This window comes from Bacillus marasmi (assembly GCF_902168435.1).
In the GTDB taxonomy this organism is placed as follows: Bacteria; Bacillota; Bacilli; order Bacillales; family Cytobacillaceae; genus Bacillus_BU; species Bacillus_BU marasmi.
This window is the reverse complement of record NZ_LR656169.1, coordinates 62925-80352: the sequence shown is the minus strand read 5'-3', so window position 1 is coordinate 80352 and position 17428 is coordinate 62925. Positions and strand designations below refer to the sequence as shown.

Here is a 17428-nt window from a genome sequence, read left to right as displayed (position 1 = left end):
GGAAGTGAAGCTTACGCATGGAAAAGTATTATTGTGATCTGTGCAGAATCTTATATGATGAAGTCAAACCGTGTGATGTTTGTGGAGGGTTGGCTGAAAATAAAATATTAATTGATGTGCAAAAACAATCAGATCATAAGCATAGATGATTTGGTGAGAAAGTTACCTAAGAAATTGGTAATGTTTACATCGTGACCAAACCGGTATTGAAGCTTATAATAAGAATGCACAACAACTTCTTCAAAACGTCCTTGCTTCCTTCATTAATGAGGGAAGTTTTTTTGTTTGATGATTTTAGCACCATCATCAAAGTTGAGTATTTTTCATATAATATTATTAAAATCAAAACCTTATTGAAAATGGTTATCATTTATGATATCATGATAATTGAAAATAATTATCATTACCATTCACCAAAAGGTGGTGCTACATATGTTAACAGTCCTAATCGGTTCAACAATTGTTGGCTATTCCATTCTAATGAAGCACATACTTAATAATGTTACAAAGCCATCCCAAATAAAATAGTATGAAAACAAAAGCTTGAGTATAAAAGACTCGGGCTTTTGTTTTTTCAAAGATAATACATTTTTGTAGGAAAAGTTAGAAAAATCGGATAAAATAAAAGAATATAGAATAAATGGGGGACAAGGGGATTTTTATGGTACAAATTATCGAACAAAAGGAGCAATCTTTACTTGGAAAGATTGCAGTGTTATACGATCTTTTTAAACAGAATCAAGATGAACAAACAGCTAACAGAGCGGAGCAGCTCGCCAAAAAGCTAAGCAAGCAGGAATTTTCGATTGCATTTTGCGGACACTTTTCAGCTGGTAAATCAACGATGATTAACCGACTAGTTGGTGAAAATCTCCTGCCATCAAGCCCGATTCCAACGAGTGCAAACCTAGTAAAGGTAAAAACGGGTGAGGAGTATGCAAAGGTTATTTTTAAAAAGGGGAAACCACGGGTTTATTTAGCACCGTATGATTACGAAAAAGTAAAGACGTATTGTAAAGATGGCGATGAAATCGAAGCGGTCGAAATTAGTCATCAAAATTCAAGTCTTCCTAACAATGTCATCATCATGGATACACCGGGGATTGATTCCACTGATGATGCCCACCGTATTGCAACCGAGTCTGCACTACATTTGGCCGATCTCATTTTTTATGTAATGGATTATAATCACGTCCAATCCGAAGTGAATTTCCTTTTTACAAAAGAATTAACTCAAGCTGGAAAACAATTGTGCTTAGTTATCAATCAAATCGATAAGCACCGTGATGAAGAACTGAGTTACGAAGGATTCCAAAATAGTGTTGTACAATCGTTTGCGTCATGGGGAGTAAGACCTGAGCACATTCTGTATACATCACTTAAATTTCCAGATAATTCTCACAATCAATTTGAAGCATTGCAACAATTGCTTCATGAAAAGATAAATCGACGAGAAGAAAGTTTGCCAGAAACCATTTTACATTCGTTAATTAAATTAACAAATGACCACTTGAAAATCATTAAAGAGCAAGATGAGACATCAATTAATATACTTGAAGGTAAGTTAACAGAACTAACTGAGTCTGAACGACTAGGCCTAAAAGAACGAATTGATCAAATTGAAAAAATGCTTGAGGAGTTAAAGGCAACTGTTGAGCAAAAAAGCTTGGAAATCAACGACGAAGTTGATGAAATCCTTGATAACGCTTATATTATGCCATTTCAAACCCGTGAACTAGCAAAGCAATATCTTGAATCCTGTCAACCTAATTTTAAAGTGGGACTTTTCTTTTCAAAAAATAAAACTGAACAAGAGCGCAATCAAAGACGCGAAAGTTTATTTATTGAGCTAGCTGATAGAGTCAAATCGCAGGTTGAATGGCATTTGCGCCAGCTTGCCTTAAAGATATTAAAAGAAAACAATGCAGAAAAGCCAGAACTAATGGAAGCTGCACAATCAATTCAAGTGACAATCTCTCATGATTTATTAGAAAATAATCTAAAACCAGGGGCAATGCTATCTGGGGAGTATGTATTAAACTATACAAATGATGTGTCAGGTTCCATTAAAAGGCTATCTAGAAATGCTATTTCAATGTGGAAAGAGCTATATTTGCAAGAATTAACAAGAAAAAATGCAATTGCAATGAAAGATGTAAAAAATGAGTTAGAGCAATTGAATGAATGGCAAACAGCAATTGATCAATTAAATTCAATTTTCAATCGCCATGAGCAAACAGAAAAAACGATTAATCAAGCATTAAATGAAGAATTAGATTTCAGCAACTATAAGGAGTTGGCTGATAACTTAGCTCAAGCTCTCGAAGAGGATGTAGAAATTATTCGAGATTCTTTTATAGAAAGTGCGACAGACGAAGCTAAGCTTGAGGTTGAGATTGCCGTGGAAGAGCATCATGTTGATTCAGCACCTGTAATCTCCAAAGAACAGGTTGAGCGAATTGTTTCCCATTTACGTCACTCAGCTAACAAAGTTAAAGCAGTTCCTGGGTTAGAAAAGGTATCAGTAGAATTGAAGCATCGTGCTGATCGACTAGAAAGTCAACAATTTACTGTTGCATTATTTGGTGCTTTCAGTGCCGGAAAATCATCTTTTGCTAATGCTTTAATTGGTGAGAAGATATTACCGGTATCACCAAATCCAACAACAGCAGCGATTAACAGGATTAAACCAGTCGATTCGAAGCATCCACATGGAACAGTGTTAGTAAAATTGAAAAATCCAGATGCATTGCTTGATGATGTAAGACGTTCACTGGAAGTGTTTGATTTTGGTGCTAGAGATTTTACAGATGCCCTTAAAGCTATCGTGAAGGTGTTAGGAACAGAGGAACATTTAGATGCATACAGCAAGGTTCATTACGCTTTCCTACGTGCATTTAATAGTGGATACGCAAACTATGAAGCAAGCTTAGGACAAATCATTGAAACCGATTTGAATGAATTTCGCGATTTCGTTGCCCAGGAGGAAAAGTCATGTTTAGTTGAATGGATTGACGTTTATTACGATTGTCCATTAACTAAAGAAGGAATCACATTGGTTGACACTCCAGGAGCGGATTCTATCAATGCCCGTCATACGAATGTTGCATTTGAATATATCAAATCATCTGACGCGATCTTGTTTGTCACCTATTATAACCATGCATTCTCGAAGGCAGACCGTGAGTTCTTGATTCAATTAGGACGGGTTAAGGACACCTTTGAGCTTGACAAGATGTTCTTTATCATCAACGCGATTGATTTAGCAAGCAGTGATGAAGAAATGTCGCAAGTTATTGAATATGTTAAGGATCAATTAGTTAGCTATGGAATCAGAAAACCAAGCATGTTTGCGATTTCAAGTTTGCTAGCAATTCAAGAAAAAATGGGTCAACTTGATTCGAAAGATTCACGGATAAATATATTCGAAAATGCCTTCTACCACTTTATTTCAGGTGACTTAAAGGAAATGGTAGTCGATGCAGCGAAAGCTGAGCACTCTCGAACCGTGCAAATACTTAATCAAATGATAGCTTCTGCACAAGAAGACAAGTCGGTTAAAGAAAGAAAACGCTTGGCAGCAATTGCAGAACATGAGGAAGTCCACAGCTTTATTGAGCTGCAAAATGCTGACTTCCTGAAAAAACGATTAGTTCAGGAAGCGGATGAACTTCTTTACTACATCAAACAAAGAGTATTCTTCCGTTTTGGCGATTTCTTTAAAGAATCCTTTAATCCTGCTGTTCTGAAGGAGGATGGACGAAATATTAAGAAAACCCTTCAGCATTGCTTGAATGAGTTAATTGAGTCTGTTGGTTATGATTTTACACAAGAAATAAGAGCGACTACTTTAAGACTTGAGGCATATATTAACAAGCTCCTCAAAGAGCGATCAGAGCAATTAGCAACAGAGCTTAAGGAGAAGAATCAATATTTAACTTTCAGCTCATTTGAACCGGAAAAATTGGATGGTTTACAGGTGGAACTTGCATTTCAGTCATTGGATATGAAGCAATTCCAAAAGGCACTCTCTTATTACAAAAATGCGAAAGCATTTTTTGAGAAAAATGAGAAGAAATTTATGCAAGAGGAACTGGAAAAGGTTCTAGAAGATCCGGCAGAACAATATTTACAATTAGAAGGTGAACAAGCAAAAGCGTTCTATCTTGGCGCACTTGAAGCGGAAACAGCAAAATTAATCAGTCATATTTCCGAGCAAGTTGATGAGTATTACAAAGGAATCATTGCCTCACTTAGCGATGAGTTCCCTATTGAAGAGCTACTTGAAATTGAAAAGCAAATTCGCGATTTTAACTAAGTTAGCTTTCACAATAGAGGTTTTAATTAGAAACAGGTGGGCTTATGGCAAATCGATTTCATGCATGTGCTACATGCGTTCATTTCCGTTCAGTAAAAGTTAGTTCAGGTATGAGTTACTTATGTTGTAGGCTGGGTTACACCACCCAGCCTAAGTATCAATTTCAATGCTGGACACCAAAGGAAAATGTTCAGCACTTAATGAAAAAAGAAGGCAAGCAGTAAGCGGAAAAAATATGGCATTGTTATTTTTATGGATTGAGCTGTGTGGCATGATTAATGCGGGCCACACAGCTTTTTTTTAGTTTTGGATGGCAAAAGGAAATAGATTTTAAGCTGCATAAAGGTTTTTGAAGAAATGCCCACCCAACCAGGAAACTCAATCTACAAATATATCTACTTATAAACATTACCATTCTGTTTGTAACTTTAAACGTGTTATAATGTCACTGTTACTCATTTTTGGAGGTACAATATACATGCAAACTGACAATAAAAAACCGAACTTAATGCTTGTCGATGGGATGGCCCTGTTATTTAGAGCCTATTTTGCAACGGCTGTCACAGGACAATTTATGATTAATTCTAAAGGGATACCAACCAATGCGGTGAATGGCTTTGTTAAGCATTTCTTAACTGCAGTATCTAAATTTAAACCTTCTCACGTTGCTGTCTGCTGGGATATGGGCAGTAAAACGTTTCGGACTGAAATGTTCCCTGATTACAAAGCGAATCGTTCAGATGCTCCGGTTGAACTGATCCCGCAATTTGATTTGGTGAAGGAAGTTGTGGCGTCATTTGATATCCCGAATATCGGGATACCGGGATATGAAGCTGATGATTGCATTGGAACTATTGCAAAAAGCACTGGCGGAGAAGCAAATGTTCATATATTAACTGGTGATCAAGATATCCTTCAGCTCATTGATGAAAATATTTATGTCATTCTATTGAAAAAGGGCTTTGGAAATTACCTTGTTCATTCGAAGGATACATTCTACGAGGAAAAGGGAATAACGCCACGTCAAATGATTGATTTAAAGGCGCTAATGGGAGATCCTAGCGATAATTACCCTGGCGTTAAAGGTATAGGTGAAAAAACGGCATTAAAGCTGCTTACTCAATTTCAGGATGTTGATGGAATCGTCGCTAACCTCCATCAATTGACTAAAACACAAAAAACTAAAATTGAGCAGGATATGGAAATGCTATATTTAAGCCGAAAATTAGCTGAGATTAAGTGTGACGTTCCACTTACACATAATATGGACGAAGCATTATTGAAATTTGATCAAGAAAAAGTACTTTCAAAGTTTGAAGAAGTGGAAATGCGTGGATTGCAACGATTCTTAAATTTTGATGAACAATTCGCAGGATAAATAAAAAAGATTGAAGGGCGCCACCCAAGAAAGATTGGATGGTGCCCTTCTTATTTAATAATTTATTATGTCTTTCCAATGTCTTTTTAAGAACTTTTATCTAGGAGTCGGCGATAGGTCTACCTCATTGTCAAAATCTTCATGGAAATAGATTTGATTGATTGGGTGAATTTCACCGTTGTAAATTTCAAAAACTTTCCATAGATTTCCGTTCTGATTAGCTGGAACATAAAAGGTATTGAGTAAGCTTTCCCCGTTATAGACCTCAACCTTAGCGCCTGAATTGGAAAGTACTTGGTCATTTTCCTCTTCATCTGTATATTTATGAACCCCATAAACATAAATACCATCACTGATATGTTTTATGACTGTCACTGTTTCTGGTCCGTATGAATCAGTATCATCCTCATCAAGAATGATTTCATTCAATTCATCAGAATAGCTCTGATTACTATAATAAACAACAAAGCGGTCACCATCAGCTGTCGGACCATTCAAGTGTGAATCTAAATCTTCAGGATTGCCTCCCCAAGTCAATACGATTCGAAGTCCCTCACCAAATACAGGGGAAACAGCAGCATTTAAATCCCCGATACTCTGTTTACCAATTACTTGGATTACTTTTGTGGTAGTAATGAAGCCATCTCCACTAATTTCAATGGTATAGGTTCCTTCAAGTAGTTCAATTTCATAGGAACCCTCTTCATTTGTCGTTACTGTACCTACAACTTCTCCAGTGGTGTTATTTTCACCTTCACGGAATTTTAGGGTTAGCCCCTCGACTCCTTCTCCATCAATTGCATTTGTAATAGTTCCAGAAATAGTGCCAGGAGCTGGAGGTTCTTCCATTGTAGCTTCAACTGTTGCTTGTACAACGAATTCTTTATTATTTACTACTAATTTATGGGAAACAGAAGCGGTCGCCAACTGTGGCTCAGCTTGGGTTTCAGCTTTTGGCGCTGATGCTGAAGGAAGTAGTAATGCTAAAGCGAGTAGGGCAAATAATTCTTTTTTAATACTCTTTTTCCGGAGTCCACGAATCCCAATTGTTAGTACTCCAGCTGATAATCCGAGCAGAATATAATAGCCAACGAGATTGGTGTCATCACCTGTTTCTGGCGCTACGGTTGCAGTAGGTTTCACAGTAACTGGTGTAACAACTGGTAAAGTAATTGTATCATCCACCTCAGTCGGTGGAGGTGTTACAGGAGTGGTTGGAACAGGAAGTTTTGCTTTGAATTCTAAATTTACATTAGTGGCAGGGGTGATTTTGTCTAAATTCCAAATGATCTTGTTACCTTCTACTTTGAGGTCTTGGTTTATCAAAGTTAAACCTTCGGGAATCGTGCTCGTCACAACAACATTTTTCGCTATTAAATCGGAAAGATTTGAAATGTTAAGTTTATATGTTACTTCATCACCTTCAGAGTATGCTTCTTTATCTGTTGTAACATCGATTTTGAGTAAGGATGAATCTTCTGCGAAGACTGTTTGAGTTATCAAAAAACAAAATAGGAATGAGAAGAATACTAATAATTTGGATTGTAATTTCATATTAATTTCCTCACTTTATTAATTTTGCATGGATTATTAAACGTTCATCGCTATTGCTCCTTGTGCATGTAGATAATGTGAGAATATAATCTTCTTCCTTAATATGTGTTTTTGTCTTTATGTCAGAACTTTTGTTAATGGAATCTAAGAAGGATAAAAAATCATCATTACTCTGGAATTTCGTTTTCATCCAGTTTAGATTGGTTGTTTCATATACAGAAAATATATCCCAAGTGTATGTATGTTCAGTGAGGTGGGTATCCAATGTAAACCTTTTATGATTTTCATAGAAGTCTTGGTCGAGGAAGTTATTCAGGCTGCCAAACATGCTTTTATCCTTCATGTTGTGTCCATAAATGATGGTATTTTTGTCGAGGTTTTTAAGAGAATTTTGTGAATCCATGAAGATTGCCCCGGCAAAGTCAGGGTCTTGATAAAAATTATGGCTGAGATAGAAGTTGTTATCGTCTCCCTTTACGATGGGGTAGTTGATGGTAGTGTCCGAAATGTCAATCCATCCGACATAATCTTTGTTAAGCTTGAGTAGTTCAGCGTGATGATTTTTTTGTTCAGAAGCGTTGGTAGATTTTTCGTAAATAATTCGGAGCTTATCATACTTACGTGCTGATTCCTGGTATTGAATTTGTTGGTGAGAAATGCTGTAAATTGAAAAAGCAACACCAGCAAAACCAATAAATACTAAAAAAACCAGAAATACTTTTCTAATAATAAAATCACCTCCTATAGTTGACTCACAGAATTACTCTCAAATAATGGTAATCCTATGTATTAATTATAAATCTACCATTTGATATTACAAGTATTATTCAGAGATAATAGAAAATGTTTGGAAAGTTGAAACGATTTTCCCTATATTTGGAAAAATAAGCACAGACTGTTATGTTCTGCATATAAATGCCTGTAGCAAATTAATGGAGGGAACATTTCAATGAATGCTAATTCAACTAACAGCGTCCTTGATGAAAATGATTGCATCGATTCATCTTTACAACTACATTTGACTGAAACGATTATTGAAGCTATAAAAAGAAAGGCAAGCGCTATTGATTTTTATAGTCGTCTTGCCAATATTGCGCCAAATCAAAGTCATAAAAATGAAGTTTTATTAATTTTAGAGGATGAAAAAGCTCACTGTCACCAGTTGAATGACCAATATCTCACTTTAACTGGGAAGCAACCTGCGTATGAACTTGATACAACTATTCCTTTTCAAACATACCAAGAAGGGTTGGAAAAGGGATATCAGGAGAAACTCAGAGCTTATCAAGGAGACAGAAATGCAACTCAATTAGCCCAAACTTCTTCTGTGAGTGAAGTGTTTCACCAAATATGTCTTGATGAACTTGACCATGCTAAACAATTAGAATTATTACATTACTCAATTGATGAGAGGCAACAACCATTAACCGATTTTGGGCCAAACCCATTTGTTGTAAATATCGATGATGTTACTGAAGCTAATAATACGTTCCGGACGGCGTTATGGACAGGTAGACATTTACAAGTCACTTTAATGAGTATCGGTGTGGGTGAGGATATTGGTGTTGAAATGCATCCCAATCTAGATCAATTTCTCCGATTAGAACAAGGGCAAGGATTAGTGAAAATGGGGAGTCGTCAAAATCAATTAACATTTCAAAGAGAAGTAAGCGATGATTTTGCGATTATCGTGCCCGCTGGTACATGGCATAATTTAACCAACACAGGTAATATACCCCTTAAGCTATATTCTATCTATGCTCCACCACAGCATCCAAGAGGCACAGTTCATAAAACAAAAGCAGAAGCAATGGCTGCAGAAGCAAATCATTGAAGCTAGGGTTTGACTGGTAATTATATATGAGAATGGTAAGATAGGATTATAGCATAATCAGAATATATCGGATATTAAAGCTGTCAGCTTATGAAAAACTCCTTTTGTCGAAAATATTTTTCACAAGGGAGTTTTTTGGTTCTGCATTTGAGAAACAGGTAACAAATTTTCGTGCGTTGTGGAGGGAAATACATATGCTTGGAAATTTAATTATTTTAGGCTTAATCTTTGTTGAGATAGCTTTTGTTGTGTGGGGAATACGGAAGAAATCTAACTTAAGTAAGGAAAAATCGTTAGTGCAAATTACGCTATTTCTACTTTTTTTCATACTAGTACTTACTCCATTTATTGATTGGGGCTTTGCATGGTACATGATAGGCATAGTTTTAGGAATTCAGGCATTGGTTGGCATATACAATCTGGTGTGTAAGAAGGAAAATATTTCAAAGAAACCTATACGAATTGTTGTTGGTTTTATCGGCCGTGTGATGTTAATAGTTATGGCAGTCTTGCCAGTACAATTATTTCCCCAATATGATCAAATTGAACCTACAGGAGATTACAAAGTTTTAACTAAAAACTACACGTTGACGGATTTATCCAGAAAAGAAGAATTTACTGAGGATGCAAATGACAATCGTAATGTAACAATACAGTTTTGGTATCCTGATGTGAAAGCTCATTCGGAAGCATTCCCATTAGTGATTTTTTCCCATGGTGCCTTTGGTTTACGAAGTAGTAACTATTCCACTTATCAAGAATTGGCAAGCAACGGATATGTCGTATGTAGTATTGATCATACCTACCATGCTTTCATGACTGAACAAACTGATGGAAAAAGAATTATTACGAATATGGATTTTATGAATGATGCAATGATGGCACAAAATGGAGAATTATCCGAGAAGGAAATTTACCAGCTTGAACAAGATTGGATGGAGCTACGAACAGGGGATATGGCTTTTGTTTTAGATTACGTAAAGGAACATGTTAAAGCTGACAATGATGAAACAATCTATAGCTTGATTGATCTTGACCATATTGGTACCTTTGGACATTCATTAGGTGGTGCAACCTCTGCGCAAATAGGCCGTGAGGATGCAGATGTCGATGCAGTAGTGGTCATCGACGGAACAATGCTAGGGGAAATCATCGACTTTAAGGATGGTAAAACCGTCATAACAAATGAACCCTATCCAAAGCCTATCTTAAATTTATTCGCTGAAGGTCATTATCAAGAGGCGAAAAAGGATTCGGAATATGCTAATACAGTTGCAATGAAAAATGCAATAGATTCCTATCAGGTCGTCATTGAAGGGTCTGACCATATGAATTTTACGGATTTACCTATTATCTCTCCCATTTTAGCAGGAATGTTAGGAACTGGTTCTATTGATGCTAGAGAGTGCATTCAGACAACTAATAATATAATTCTCCAGTTTTTTGATAAATATTTAAAATCGGAACAAATCAAAATTCAAAAGGAACAAGTTTTTAAAGTAATATAATCAAATCGAAAAACTGCCGAATATGAATCGGCAGTTTTTTTGTGAGAAAACATCTGCACTTACCATTACCTCTTTGTATTCGATTTTTTCGCAAAATTCTCCAATTGGCTTTTTGGCTCTTCTGAGAACTCTGCATCCTGGCCATAGCCCTGTGGGTTTACACCAGGAGCTTTAGTGCCGCGGTTCTTATGTCTTTGTCTGCCCACTTTTGAATCACCTCCATATTTGGGGTTGGTAATATCTAACCACATTTATAATGTTCCCTTTCAGAATAAATCAACTCATGTTTCTTCACACTAAACATGAGGTGAACAGGATGAATAAAGGGGTAATCATTGCATTACTTAGCATGGGACTTGCCCAGGGTATGAAAATACCACTTCATTACCGTAAAACAGGGAAATGGAAGCCGGAAATATTCTTCCAAACGGGCGGAATGCCTAGTTCCCATTCAGCAGGCGTGACTTCACTTACAACGTATATTGCTTTAAAAAGAGGTTTCCCGACAATTGATTTTGCTCTATCACTTATATATGGGCTCATTGTGATGTATGATGCCCAAGGTGTACGTAGACAAGCGGGTGAATTAACTTTAAAGGTTAATGATTTACATGAGCTGGTCGAAAAAATCAACAAGGATGAAAGTGTAGCTTTCGAAGAAGAGCCACCTAAAAAGCTTAAAGAAGTCCTTGGTCACGAACCTGAGGAAGTGATTGGCGGTGCGTTATTTGGGGTTTTAACTGGAGCGATGGGCTATCTCCTCGGAAAAAACGATAGAAAAATGTCGAAATTTAAGATATTATAAATAGGTATTTAGTTGTAGGGAGAGGGTTGGTCGAGTCAGTGCAAACCGTAAATGAGTACATTAGCTTTTTGCAAGGAAAGGGTTTTCAATTTCAAGAGGATGCTATCGGTTTTATAAATTTTGGAAAAACTTACACGAACTCCTCAGATGAATTAGTGATTGCTGCAATTGAGTTAACACTAAAAGCTCAACGCCAGTTTGAAGGCAGTTTTTTTATCTCACTGTTGGAAACATTTTCTGCAAATGAAGTGAAGACCCGAAAAGAAGCCATACTTTTTGTGAAAAAGAAGGAATTAATCTCCATATAAAATAAGCAAGCGGAGGGAAAACGAAAACGTTTCTCATCGCTTGCTATTTTTGATTGTTGTTATGCTGCTTTATTTCTTTTTTCCCACTTAAAAAATTTCCCCATTGGTAACTCAGCCAAAATCATCCCAATAAAAATGAATACACAGCCAAATATTGCACCACTAGAGAGGCGTTCACCTCCCCAGAAGTATGCGGTAATAGCAGCAAACACTGGTTCAAGCGCAAAAATTAACGCTACATGGGTTGCAGACGTATACTTTTGAAACGCTGTCTGCGCAAAAAACGCTAACGCGGTTGCGAAAATTGAAGTGACAAGCAAAGCGACAACAACATCGTTTTTAAACAAAATATCTGGCTGTAGTGCTTTTGGCCAATCTTCGAATAAAAACGCAGAAATAAGTGAAAAAATGGAAACTGTGGTAATTTGCACCACTGTTAATAATAAAGTAGGATAAGAAGAGCTATATTTTCCCGTGACAATGATTTGTAATGCAAAGCTTACTGCACATAGGAGTACGAGAAAATCACCAAGGTTAAGACTAGTTGAACCGGTCATTGTTAATAAATACAACCCGGTTGTCGCCAAAAAGACGCCAATCATTGCGTTCATTCCTGGACGCTGTTTTAACAGAACAACAGAGAATAAAGGGACTAGTACAACAGAAAGACCAGTAATAAATCCGGCATTCGATGAGGTTGTATACAATAATCCCATTGTTTGAGTAGCATAGCCAAAAAAGAGCCACATGCCCATAATCACTCCAGAAACCAAAAGCTTGTGATTATAGTAGGCTAATTGATCTTTCTTGAATGCAAAAAGCACTATTCCTAAAATAATTGAAGCCATTAAAAAGCGAACACCATTGAAGGTTAACGGTGGTAAAAATGATATGGCATTTTGTACTAATACGAAGGTTGCTCCCCAAACGAGAGCTACGAGCATTAAGCTAAAATCAGCAATAATAGATTTTTTCATGAAACACCTCTAAATATCGATTTCATATATGCCTGGGGAAAAGAATTAATCCTTATTATTCAGTCTAATGGCAGCACGAGCTAGCTCATCTGCTTGCCGATTTTGTGCAGAAGGGATCCATTTCATAAAAAATAAATCGAACTGCTTAGTTAACTCAAGGGCTTTCTCCAATAGAGGGGCGAATTGCTTGTTCTTAACGAACTCCTTTTCGACCGCTCGATTGACTAGCTCTGAATCTGTTCGGAACGACACAACCTTGTAGCCATTTGAGATGCAAATTTCTAACGCCTTAATAAAGGCATAATATTCAGCTTCATGATTACTCATACTTCCGAGAGGAATCGAATGCTTTTCAACAACACCGTTCCCTTTTATAAAAATTCCTGCACCACTGGGTCCTGGATTACCTGCACTTGCTCCGTCTATATAGATTTCAAACAATGTAATATTCCTCCATTTAAGCGTAAACTAAAGGTAAGTTTAACATAAAAATATGTCCTATATGAAAGGGAATGAATTATCATTTGTTATTTTGCAATAAAAAATGAAGAGGGGATAAGTTATGAAATACAAAATTGAATGGAAATATAAGGGGAAAGGAATTCCTCCGGTACAATTTGATTCAGATCTGTTGACAGGTGAGGTTGCTCTTCAGATAGGAGAGGAGTTAGAAAAAACAGGAAAAGCTATCGAAATAACTTTCTATGATGAAATGGGGACAGACTGGAATTTAAAGCAATTACGCAAATTATTAGCTGAAGCCGAAGAGGAAGCAAATGACATTTTGGTATATTTTGACGGAGGTTTTCAAAAAGAAAGCAATCGAGCAGGGCTTGGAGTGGTGATATACTATCATCAAGGTAAAAAGAAATATCGGATACGGGTCAATGAGGTATTTGATGAAATGGAAAATAATAATGAAGCAGAATATGCTGCATTTTATTTTGCTTTAAATATTTTAGAAGAAATGGGCGTCTATCGCTTGCCTTGTGAGTTCAAAGGAGATTCACAGGTTGTTTTAAAACAGTTAGAAGGAGAATGGCCTTGTTTTGAGGAAAATCTTAATCGTTGGCTTGACCGTATTGAGGAAAAGTTGAAAAAACTTGCGATTAAGCCAAAATATTCACCGATTCCGAGAAATGAGAATAAAGAAGCGGATAAATTAGCGACTCAAGCACTAGAGGGCAAAATGGTCCAAAGCAAAATGCAAATTATATAAACAGCGTTGAAAGGTGTGAATTCTCGGATGCGAAAGCAACTATTCCAAGAGCTAGAGCAGCTAATGAAACACTACTGTGATGGCTGCTTTTTGCATAAGCATATAAAAAATAATCATGGGAGAAGGAAAGCACATCGTTTTTGTATATCGGAATGTACGGTGGGTGAAAAAATCAAAGGCTATGGAAATAAGCTATCTTAACGATGTTTGTATTTTGAAATAAGAAAAGGCTGGCAATTTGCCAGCCTGTGTTAATCTATTTTTGATTATTAACTTAAAGTTTTACCACATTTGCAGCTTGTGGCCCACGGTTACCTTCTACGATTTCGAAAGAAACTTCTTGGCCTTCTTCTAAAGCTTTATAGCCTTCACCTTGAATAGCTGAATAGTGAACGAAAACATCGTCTCCACCTTCAACTTCGATAAATCCATAGCCTTTTTCATTGTTGAACCATTTAACTTTACCGTTTTGCATAATTCGATTTCCTCCTAAGCCTGTCAAGACACCAAATAGTATCTTAGATAAATATTATCATAGAACGGAATTATTCCACGGTTTTATTTTACAAAACCGGTAATAAATTCTGTTAATGATGTTTTAAATATACATGAGAAAATGGCTTCAGTCAAGGGATGAAAACGCTTTAAAAGCTTATCCGACAACATCGGACAAAGTATTTACTGAAAATAAAGAAAAATCAGATATTAAAATTATGATTTGCATAGTATAATAATAAAACAGAAAGGTTGTTCCAGATAAATGGCAACTGTTATCGTGCAACCGTTTTCATAATAGTTAGCTAGATTTAGAAAAAGATCAAAAGCTTTGATATTGATCTAAGAGGGTGAGGGTGAATTATGTATCGGATATCAATTGAAGAAGAAAAATGGATTGTTCGCTTTTCTCCGCATCTTTCAATAGACAAGGATGAAAGAGAAGCGATTGTGGCTCCATTACTACAAATTGGAAATGCTCTGGACAAATTTGGCCATGGAGATTCATTTGTCATAATGAATGAAAAGATTGGCATGATTGTTTGCAGGGTAGAAAAAATTCCTTCGCTCATATTAATCATTTCGGCGGTTGTTCCAAAAGAAAACTGGTATGTCCAACACAACCAATCCATAATGAAGTACAATTCTCAGCGGAATTAAATATTAAAACATAAGCCAGCATTGGAGGTGCTGGTTTTTTGTTACTTCTCAATTACTTTCCAAGAAAAATTCTTTTGCGCAAACTTAGAAATATCCTTACAATAAAAAATATATGAATCTAGAAGTTAAGGAGTATCAGGGATGAAACTCATAATCGCTGAAAAGCCAGATCAAGGGCTAACGTTGGCTTCCGTATTTAAAATTAAAAAACAGCAGGGTTTTATTGAAATATTGCCGAATGATATTTTTACTAATGGAGCATTTGTCACCTGGGCAGTAGGGCATGTATGTCAACTCGTTTCACCAGAAAAATATGATTCTACTTGGAAAAAGTGGTCATTGGACACGTTGCCGATTATTCCGTCTCAATTTCAATATGAAGTAACAAAGGATAAAGCTAAACAGTTTGGTATTATTAAGAAATTAGTGAATGACACAAGAGTTAGTTCGATTATTCATGCAGGAGACGCCGGTCGTGAAGGGGAACTAATTATTCGCAACATCTTACGATTAACTAATTGTCGTAAGCCGATGCAAAGGCTGTGGATTTCGTCATTGACTCCTAAATCAATTAAGGATGGATTTCAGTCATTGTTAGCTGAAGCTGACACTCGCAATCTCTATTTCGAAGCTTATACGAGAGCTTGTGCAGATTGGGTCGTTGGAATGAATGCGTCGCGACTATACAGCTTACTTTTACAAAAACGGGGTTTTTCAGATGTGTTTTCAGTAGGAAGAGTTCAAACACCTACGCTCGCTTTAATCGTGAAAAGAGAACACGAAATAGAAAACTTTGTGTCCGAGCCGTTTTGGGAAGTCCAAGCACATTTTGCTGTAGAGGGAAAGAAATATACTGGCAAATGGGAAAAGGATGGAGAAACACGGATTAAAACAAAAGAGATGGCAGAAAAAATCGCTGCATTTTGTCAAAATAAACAAGCAGAAATCGCTGATGTAAAGGCTGAGAAAAAAGAATTTATGCCCCCCCTTTTATACAATCTTTCCGCTCTTCAAGCAGATGCAAACCGCAAATATAAATTTCCACCCAAAAAAACATTGGATGTTTTGCAAAAGCTTTATCAAAAAGGGATTGTTTCATACCCTAGGTCTGATTCTAGGTATGTAACTAAGGGAGAAGCTGAAACCTTTCCTGAAACGTTGAGAAAAATTGGGGCGACTCAGGATTATGGAGAGTATTTTCCGCTACCTATTGCGACGATTGCTGAAAATAAACGCTATGTTAACGATAAGAAGGTAACGGATCACTACGCCATTATTCCTACTGAACAGGTTCCTAATTTGAACAAGTTAACACCTGATGAAAAGCTATTATACGATATGGTTGTTCGCAGTTTAATCGCAGCTCACTACGGCAAAGCAATCACTGAATATACAACAGTAAAAACGCTAGTCGATGGCCGGGCAGAGTTTATCTCTAAAGGGAAGGTTGAACTTGAGCAAGGCTGGAAGAAGGTGATTCCTCATAAGGAAAAGGATGGAGAACCTGAGCTACCGCATTTGCAGCAGGGCGAACAAGGAACTGTAAAAAAGGTTGTTGTAAAGGAAAGTGCCACGCAACCACCTAAACGATATACAGAAGGACAATTAATCACCTTAATGAAAACCGCTGGGAAGCATATAGAGGATAAAGAGCTGGAAAAAGTTCTGATGAAAACAGAAGGTTTAGGAACAGAAGCAACGCGTGCCGGTATTATTACGATGCTGAAGGACCGGAAATATATTGATATAAAAAAGAACCTAGTATACGCAACCGCGAAAGCAAAAATCCTAATTTCAGCTGTTGGAAAACAAATCTTAGCTTCTCCAGAAATGACTGCTAAATGGGAGCAACGGCTCAAGGAAATTTCAGAAGGAGCCGCCTCTCCAAAGCAGTTTATGGAGCAAACAAATAAAATGGTCAGTCATTTAATCCAATCTAGCGCAAGTGAATCTCAAGCTTGGCTGTTTACTGATGAGGATCAACAGGCGTTTGTCCCACGAGAAATGAAGCAGAAGCGTGTGACAAAGCTTGGTCAATGTAAAAAATGTGACGGATCTGTTATTGATAAGGGGACGTTTTACGGTTGTTCGAATTACAGTAAAACGAAGTGTAATTTTACATTATCAAAAAAACTTCTCGGTAAAACCATTACGCAGCAACACGTGAAGAAACTATTGAAGGATGGTCTGACCGACGTCATTGAAGGCTTTACTGGAAAAGAAAAAGTCTTTAACGCCAAACTTGCATATGATGAGAAACAACATAAGCTAATTTTTGTTTTTGATGAACAAACGGTGAAAGAATAAGCTGGATATAGGGTCTGTACCTTGTCAGTCCTTACCACTTATAGTAAACTTTTCATGATGAGTGA

Annotated in this window: 16 protein-coding genes; 10 read left to right on the top strand and 6 right to left on the bottom strand. The window is 36.8% G+C overall.

What is annotated here, in order from left to right:
- Window positions 1-661: 661 nt before the first annotated feature.
- Window positions 662-4318, top strand: coding sequence for a dynamin family protein (locus FXW34_RS09410; protein WP_147533732.1), 3657 nt, complete (start codon window positions 662-664; stop codon window positions 4316-4318).
- A 478-nt stretch (window positions 4319-4796) separates the two neighbouring features.
- Window positions 4797-5696: a 5'-3' exonuclease gene (locus tag FXW34_RS09400; RefSeq protein ID WP_147533730.1), complete on the top strand. Its 900-nt coding sequence runs from the start codon at window positions 4797-4799 to the stop codon at window positions 5694-5696.
- 96 nt (window positions 5697-5792) lie between these two features.
- Here the strand turns inward: FXW34_RS09400 and FXW34_RS09395 are convergent, their stop codons facing one another.
- Complete coding sequence (locus tag FXW34_RS09395) at window positions 5793-7250, bottom strand: carboxypeptidase regulatory-like domain-containing protein (protein ID WP_147533729.1); 1458 nt, start codon at window positions 7248-7250, stop codon at window positions 5793-5795.
- Between the two features lie 10 nt (window positions 7251-7260).
- Complete coding sequence (gene srtB, locus FXW34_RS09390; RefSeq protein WP_281292930.1) at window positions 7261-7944, bottom strand: class B sortase; 684 nt, start codon at window positions 7942-7944, stop codon at window positions 7261-7263.
- Window positions 7945-8199: 255 nt separating this feature from the next.
- Between srtB and FXW34_RS09385 the strand changes: the two genes are divergently transcribed.
- Together FXW34_RS09385 and FXW34_RS09380 are read left to right on the top strand one after the other, a co-directional pair.
- Complete coding sequence (locus tag FXW34_RS09385; protein WP_147533727.1) at window positions 8200-9084, top strand: cupin domain-containing protein; 885 nt, start codon at window positions 8200-8202, stop codon at window positions 9082-9084.
- Window positions 9085-9278: 194 nt separating this feature from the next.
- Window positions 9279-10592: an alpha/beta hydrolase family protein gene (locus FXW34_RS09380; RefSeq protein WP_147533726.1), complete on the top strand. Its 1314-nt coding sequence runs from the start codon at window positions 9279-9281 to the stop codon at window positions 10590-10592.
- Between the two features lie 65 nt (window positions 10593-10657).
- On the opposite strand, the gene sspL is transcribed toward FXW34_RS09380, so the two are convergent.
- Window positions 10658-10798, bottom strand: a complete 141-nt coding sequence (sspL, locus tag FXW34_RS09375; RefSeq protein ID WP_147533725.1) for a small, acid-soluble spore protein L — start codon at window positions 10796-10798, stop codon at window positions 10658-10660.
- Window positions 10799-10908: 110 nt separating this feature from the next.
- On the opposite strand from sspL, the gene FXW34_RS09370 reads away from it, so the two are divergent.
- Both FXW34_RS09370 and FXW34_RS09365 read left to right on the top strand, forming a co-directional pair.
- Window positions 10909-11397 carry a divergent PAP2 family protein gene (locus FXW34_RS09370; RefSeq protein WP_147533724.1) on the top strand — a complete coding sequence of 163 codons (489 nt, stop codon included), beginning with the start codon at window positions 10909-10911 and terminating at the stop codon, window positions 11395-11397.
- A gap of 38 nt (window positions 11398-11435) precedes the next feature.
- Complete coding sequence (locus FXW34_RS09365) at window positions 11436-11705, top strand: DUF6123 family protein (RefSeq protein ID WP_147533954.1); 270 nt, start codon at window positions 11436-11438, stop codon at window positions 11703-11705.
- 59 nt (window positions 11706-11764) lie between these two features.
- Here the strand turns inward: FXW34_RS09365 and FXW34_RS09360 are convergent, their stop codons facing one another.
- Window positions 11765-12682 (bottom strand): DMT family transporter, encoded by a 918-nt coding sequence (locus FXW34_RS09360; RefSeq protein WP_147533723.1) that lies wholly within the window; start codon window positions 12680-12682, stop codon window positions 11765-11767.
- A 45-nt stretch (window positions 12683-12727) separates the two neighbouring features.
- Window positions 12728-13123 (bottom strand): reverse transcriptase-like protein, encoded by a 396-nt coding sequence (locus FXW34_RS09355; RefSeq protein WP_147533722.1) that lies wholly within the window; start codon window positions 13121-13123, stop codon window positions 12728-12730.
- A gap of 121 nt (window positions 13124-13244) precedes the next feature.
- Between FXW34_RS09355 and FXW34_RS09350 the strand changes: the two genes are divergently transcribed.
- Together FXW34_RS09350 and FXW34_RS09345 are read left to right on the top strand one after the other, a co-directional pair.
- Window positions 13245-13901, top strand: coding sequence for a reverse transcriptase-like protein (locus FXW34_RS09350; protein WP_147533721.1), 657 nt, complete (start codon window positions 13245-13247; stop codon window positions 13899-13901).
- A gap of 27 nt (window positions 13902-13928) precedes the next feature.
- Window positions 13929-14102, top strand: coding sequence for a zinc-finger domain-containing protein (locus tag FXW34_RS09345; protein ID WP_147533720.1), 174 nt, complete (start codon window positions 13929-13931; stop codon window positions 14100-14102).
- Window positions 14103-14175: 73 nt separating this feature from the next.
- On the opposite strand, the gene cspD is transcribed toward FXW34_RS09345, so the two are convergent.
- Window positions 14176-14376: a cold-shock protein CspD gene (cspD, locus tag FXW34_RS09340; protein ID WP_147533719.1), complete on the bottom strand. Its 201-nt coding sequence runs from the start codon at window positions 14374-14376 to the stop codon at window positions 14176-14178.
- Between the two features lie 383 nt (window positions 14377-14759).
- Here cspD and FXW34_RS09335 point away from each other — a divergent pair, with 383 nt between their 5' ends.
- Together FXW34_RS09335 and FXW34_RS09330 are read left to right on the top strand one after the other, a co-directional pair.
- Entirely contained in the window at window positions 14760-15056 is a 297-nt protein-coding gene (locus FXW34_RS09335; RefSeq protein ID WP_147533718.1) for a hypothetical protein, read from the top strand.
- A 141-nt stretch (window positions 15057-15197) separates the two neighbouring features.
- Window positions 15198-17363: a DNA topoisomerase III gene (locus FXW34_RS09330; protein ID WP_147533717.1), complete on the top strand. Its 2166-nt coding sequence runs from the start codon at window positions 15198-15200 to the stop codon at window positions 17361-17363.
- The last annotated feature ends 65 nt before the right edge of the window (window positions 17364-17428 follow it).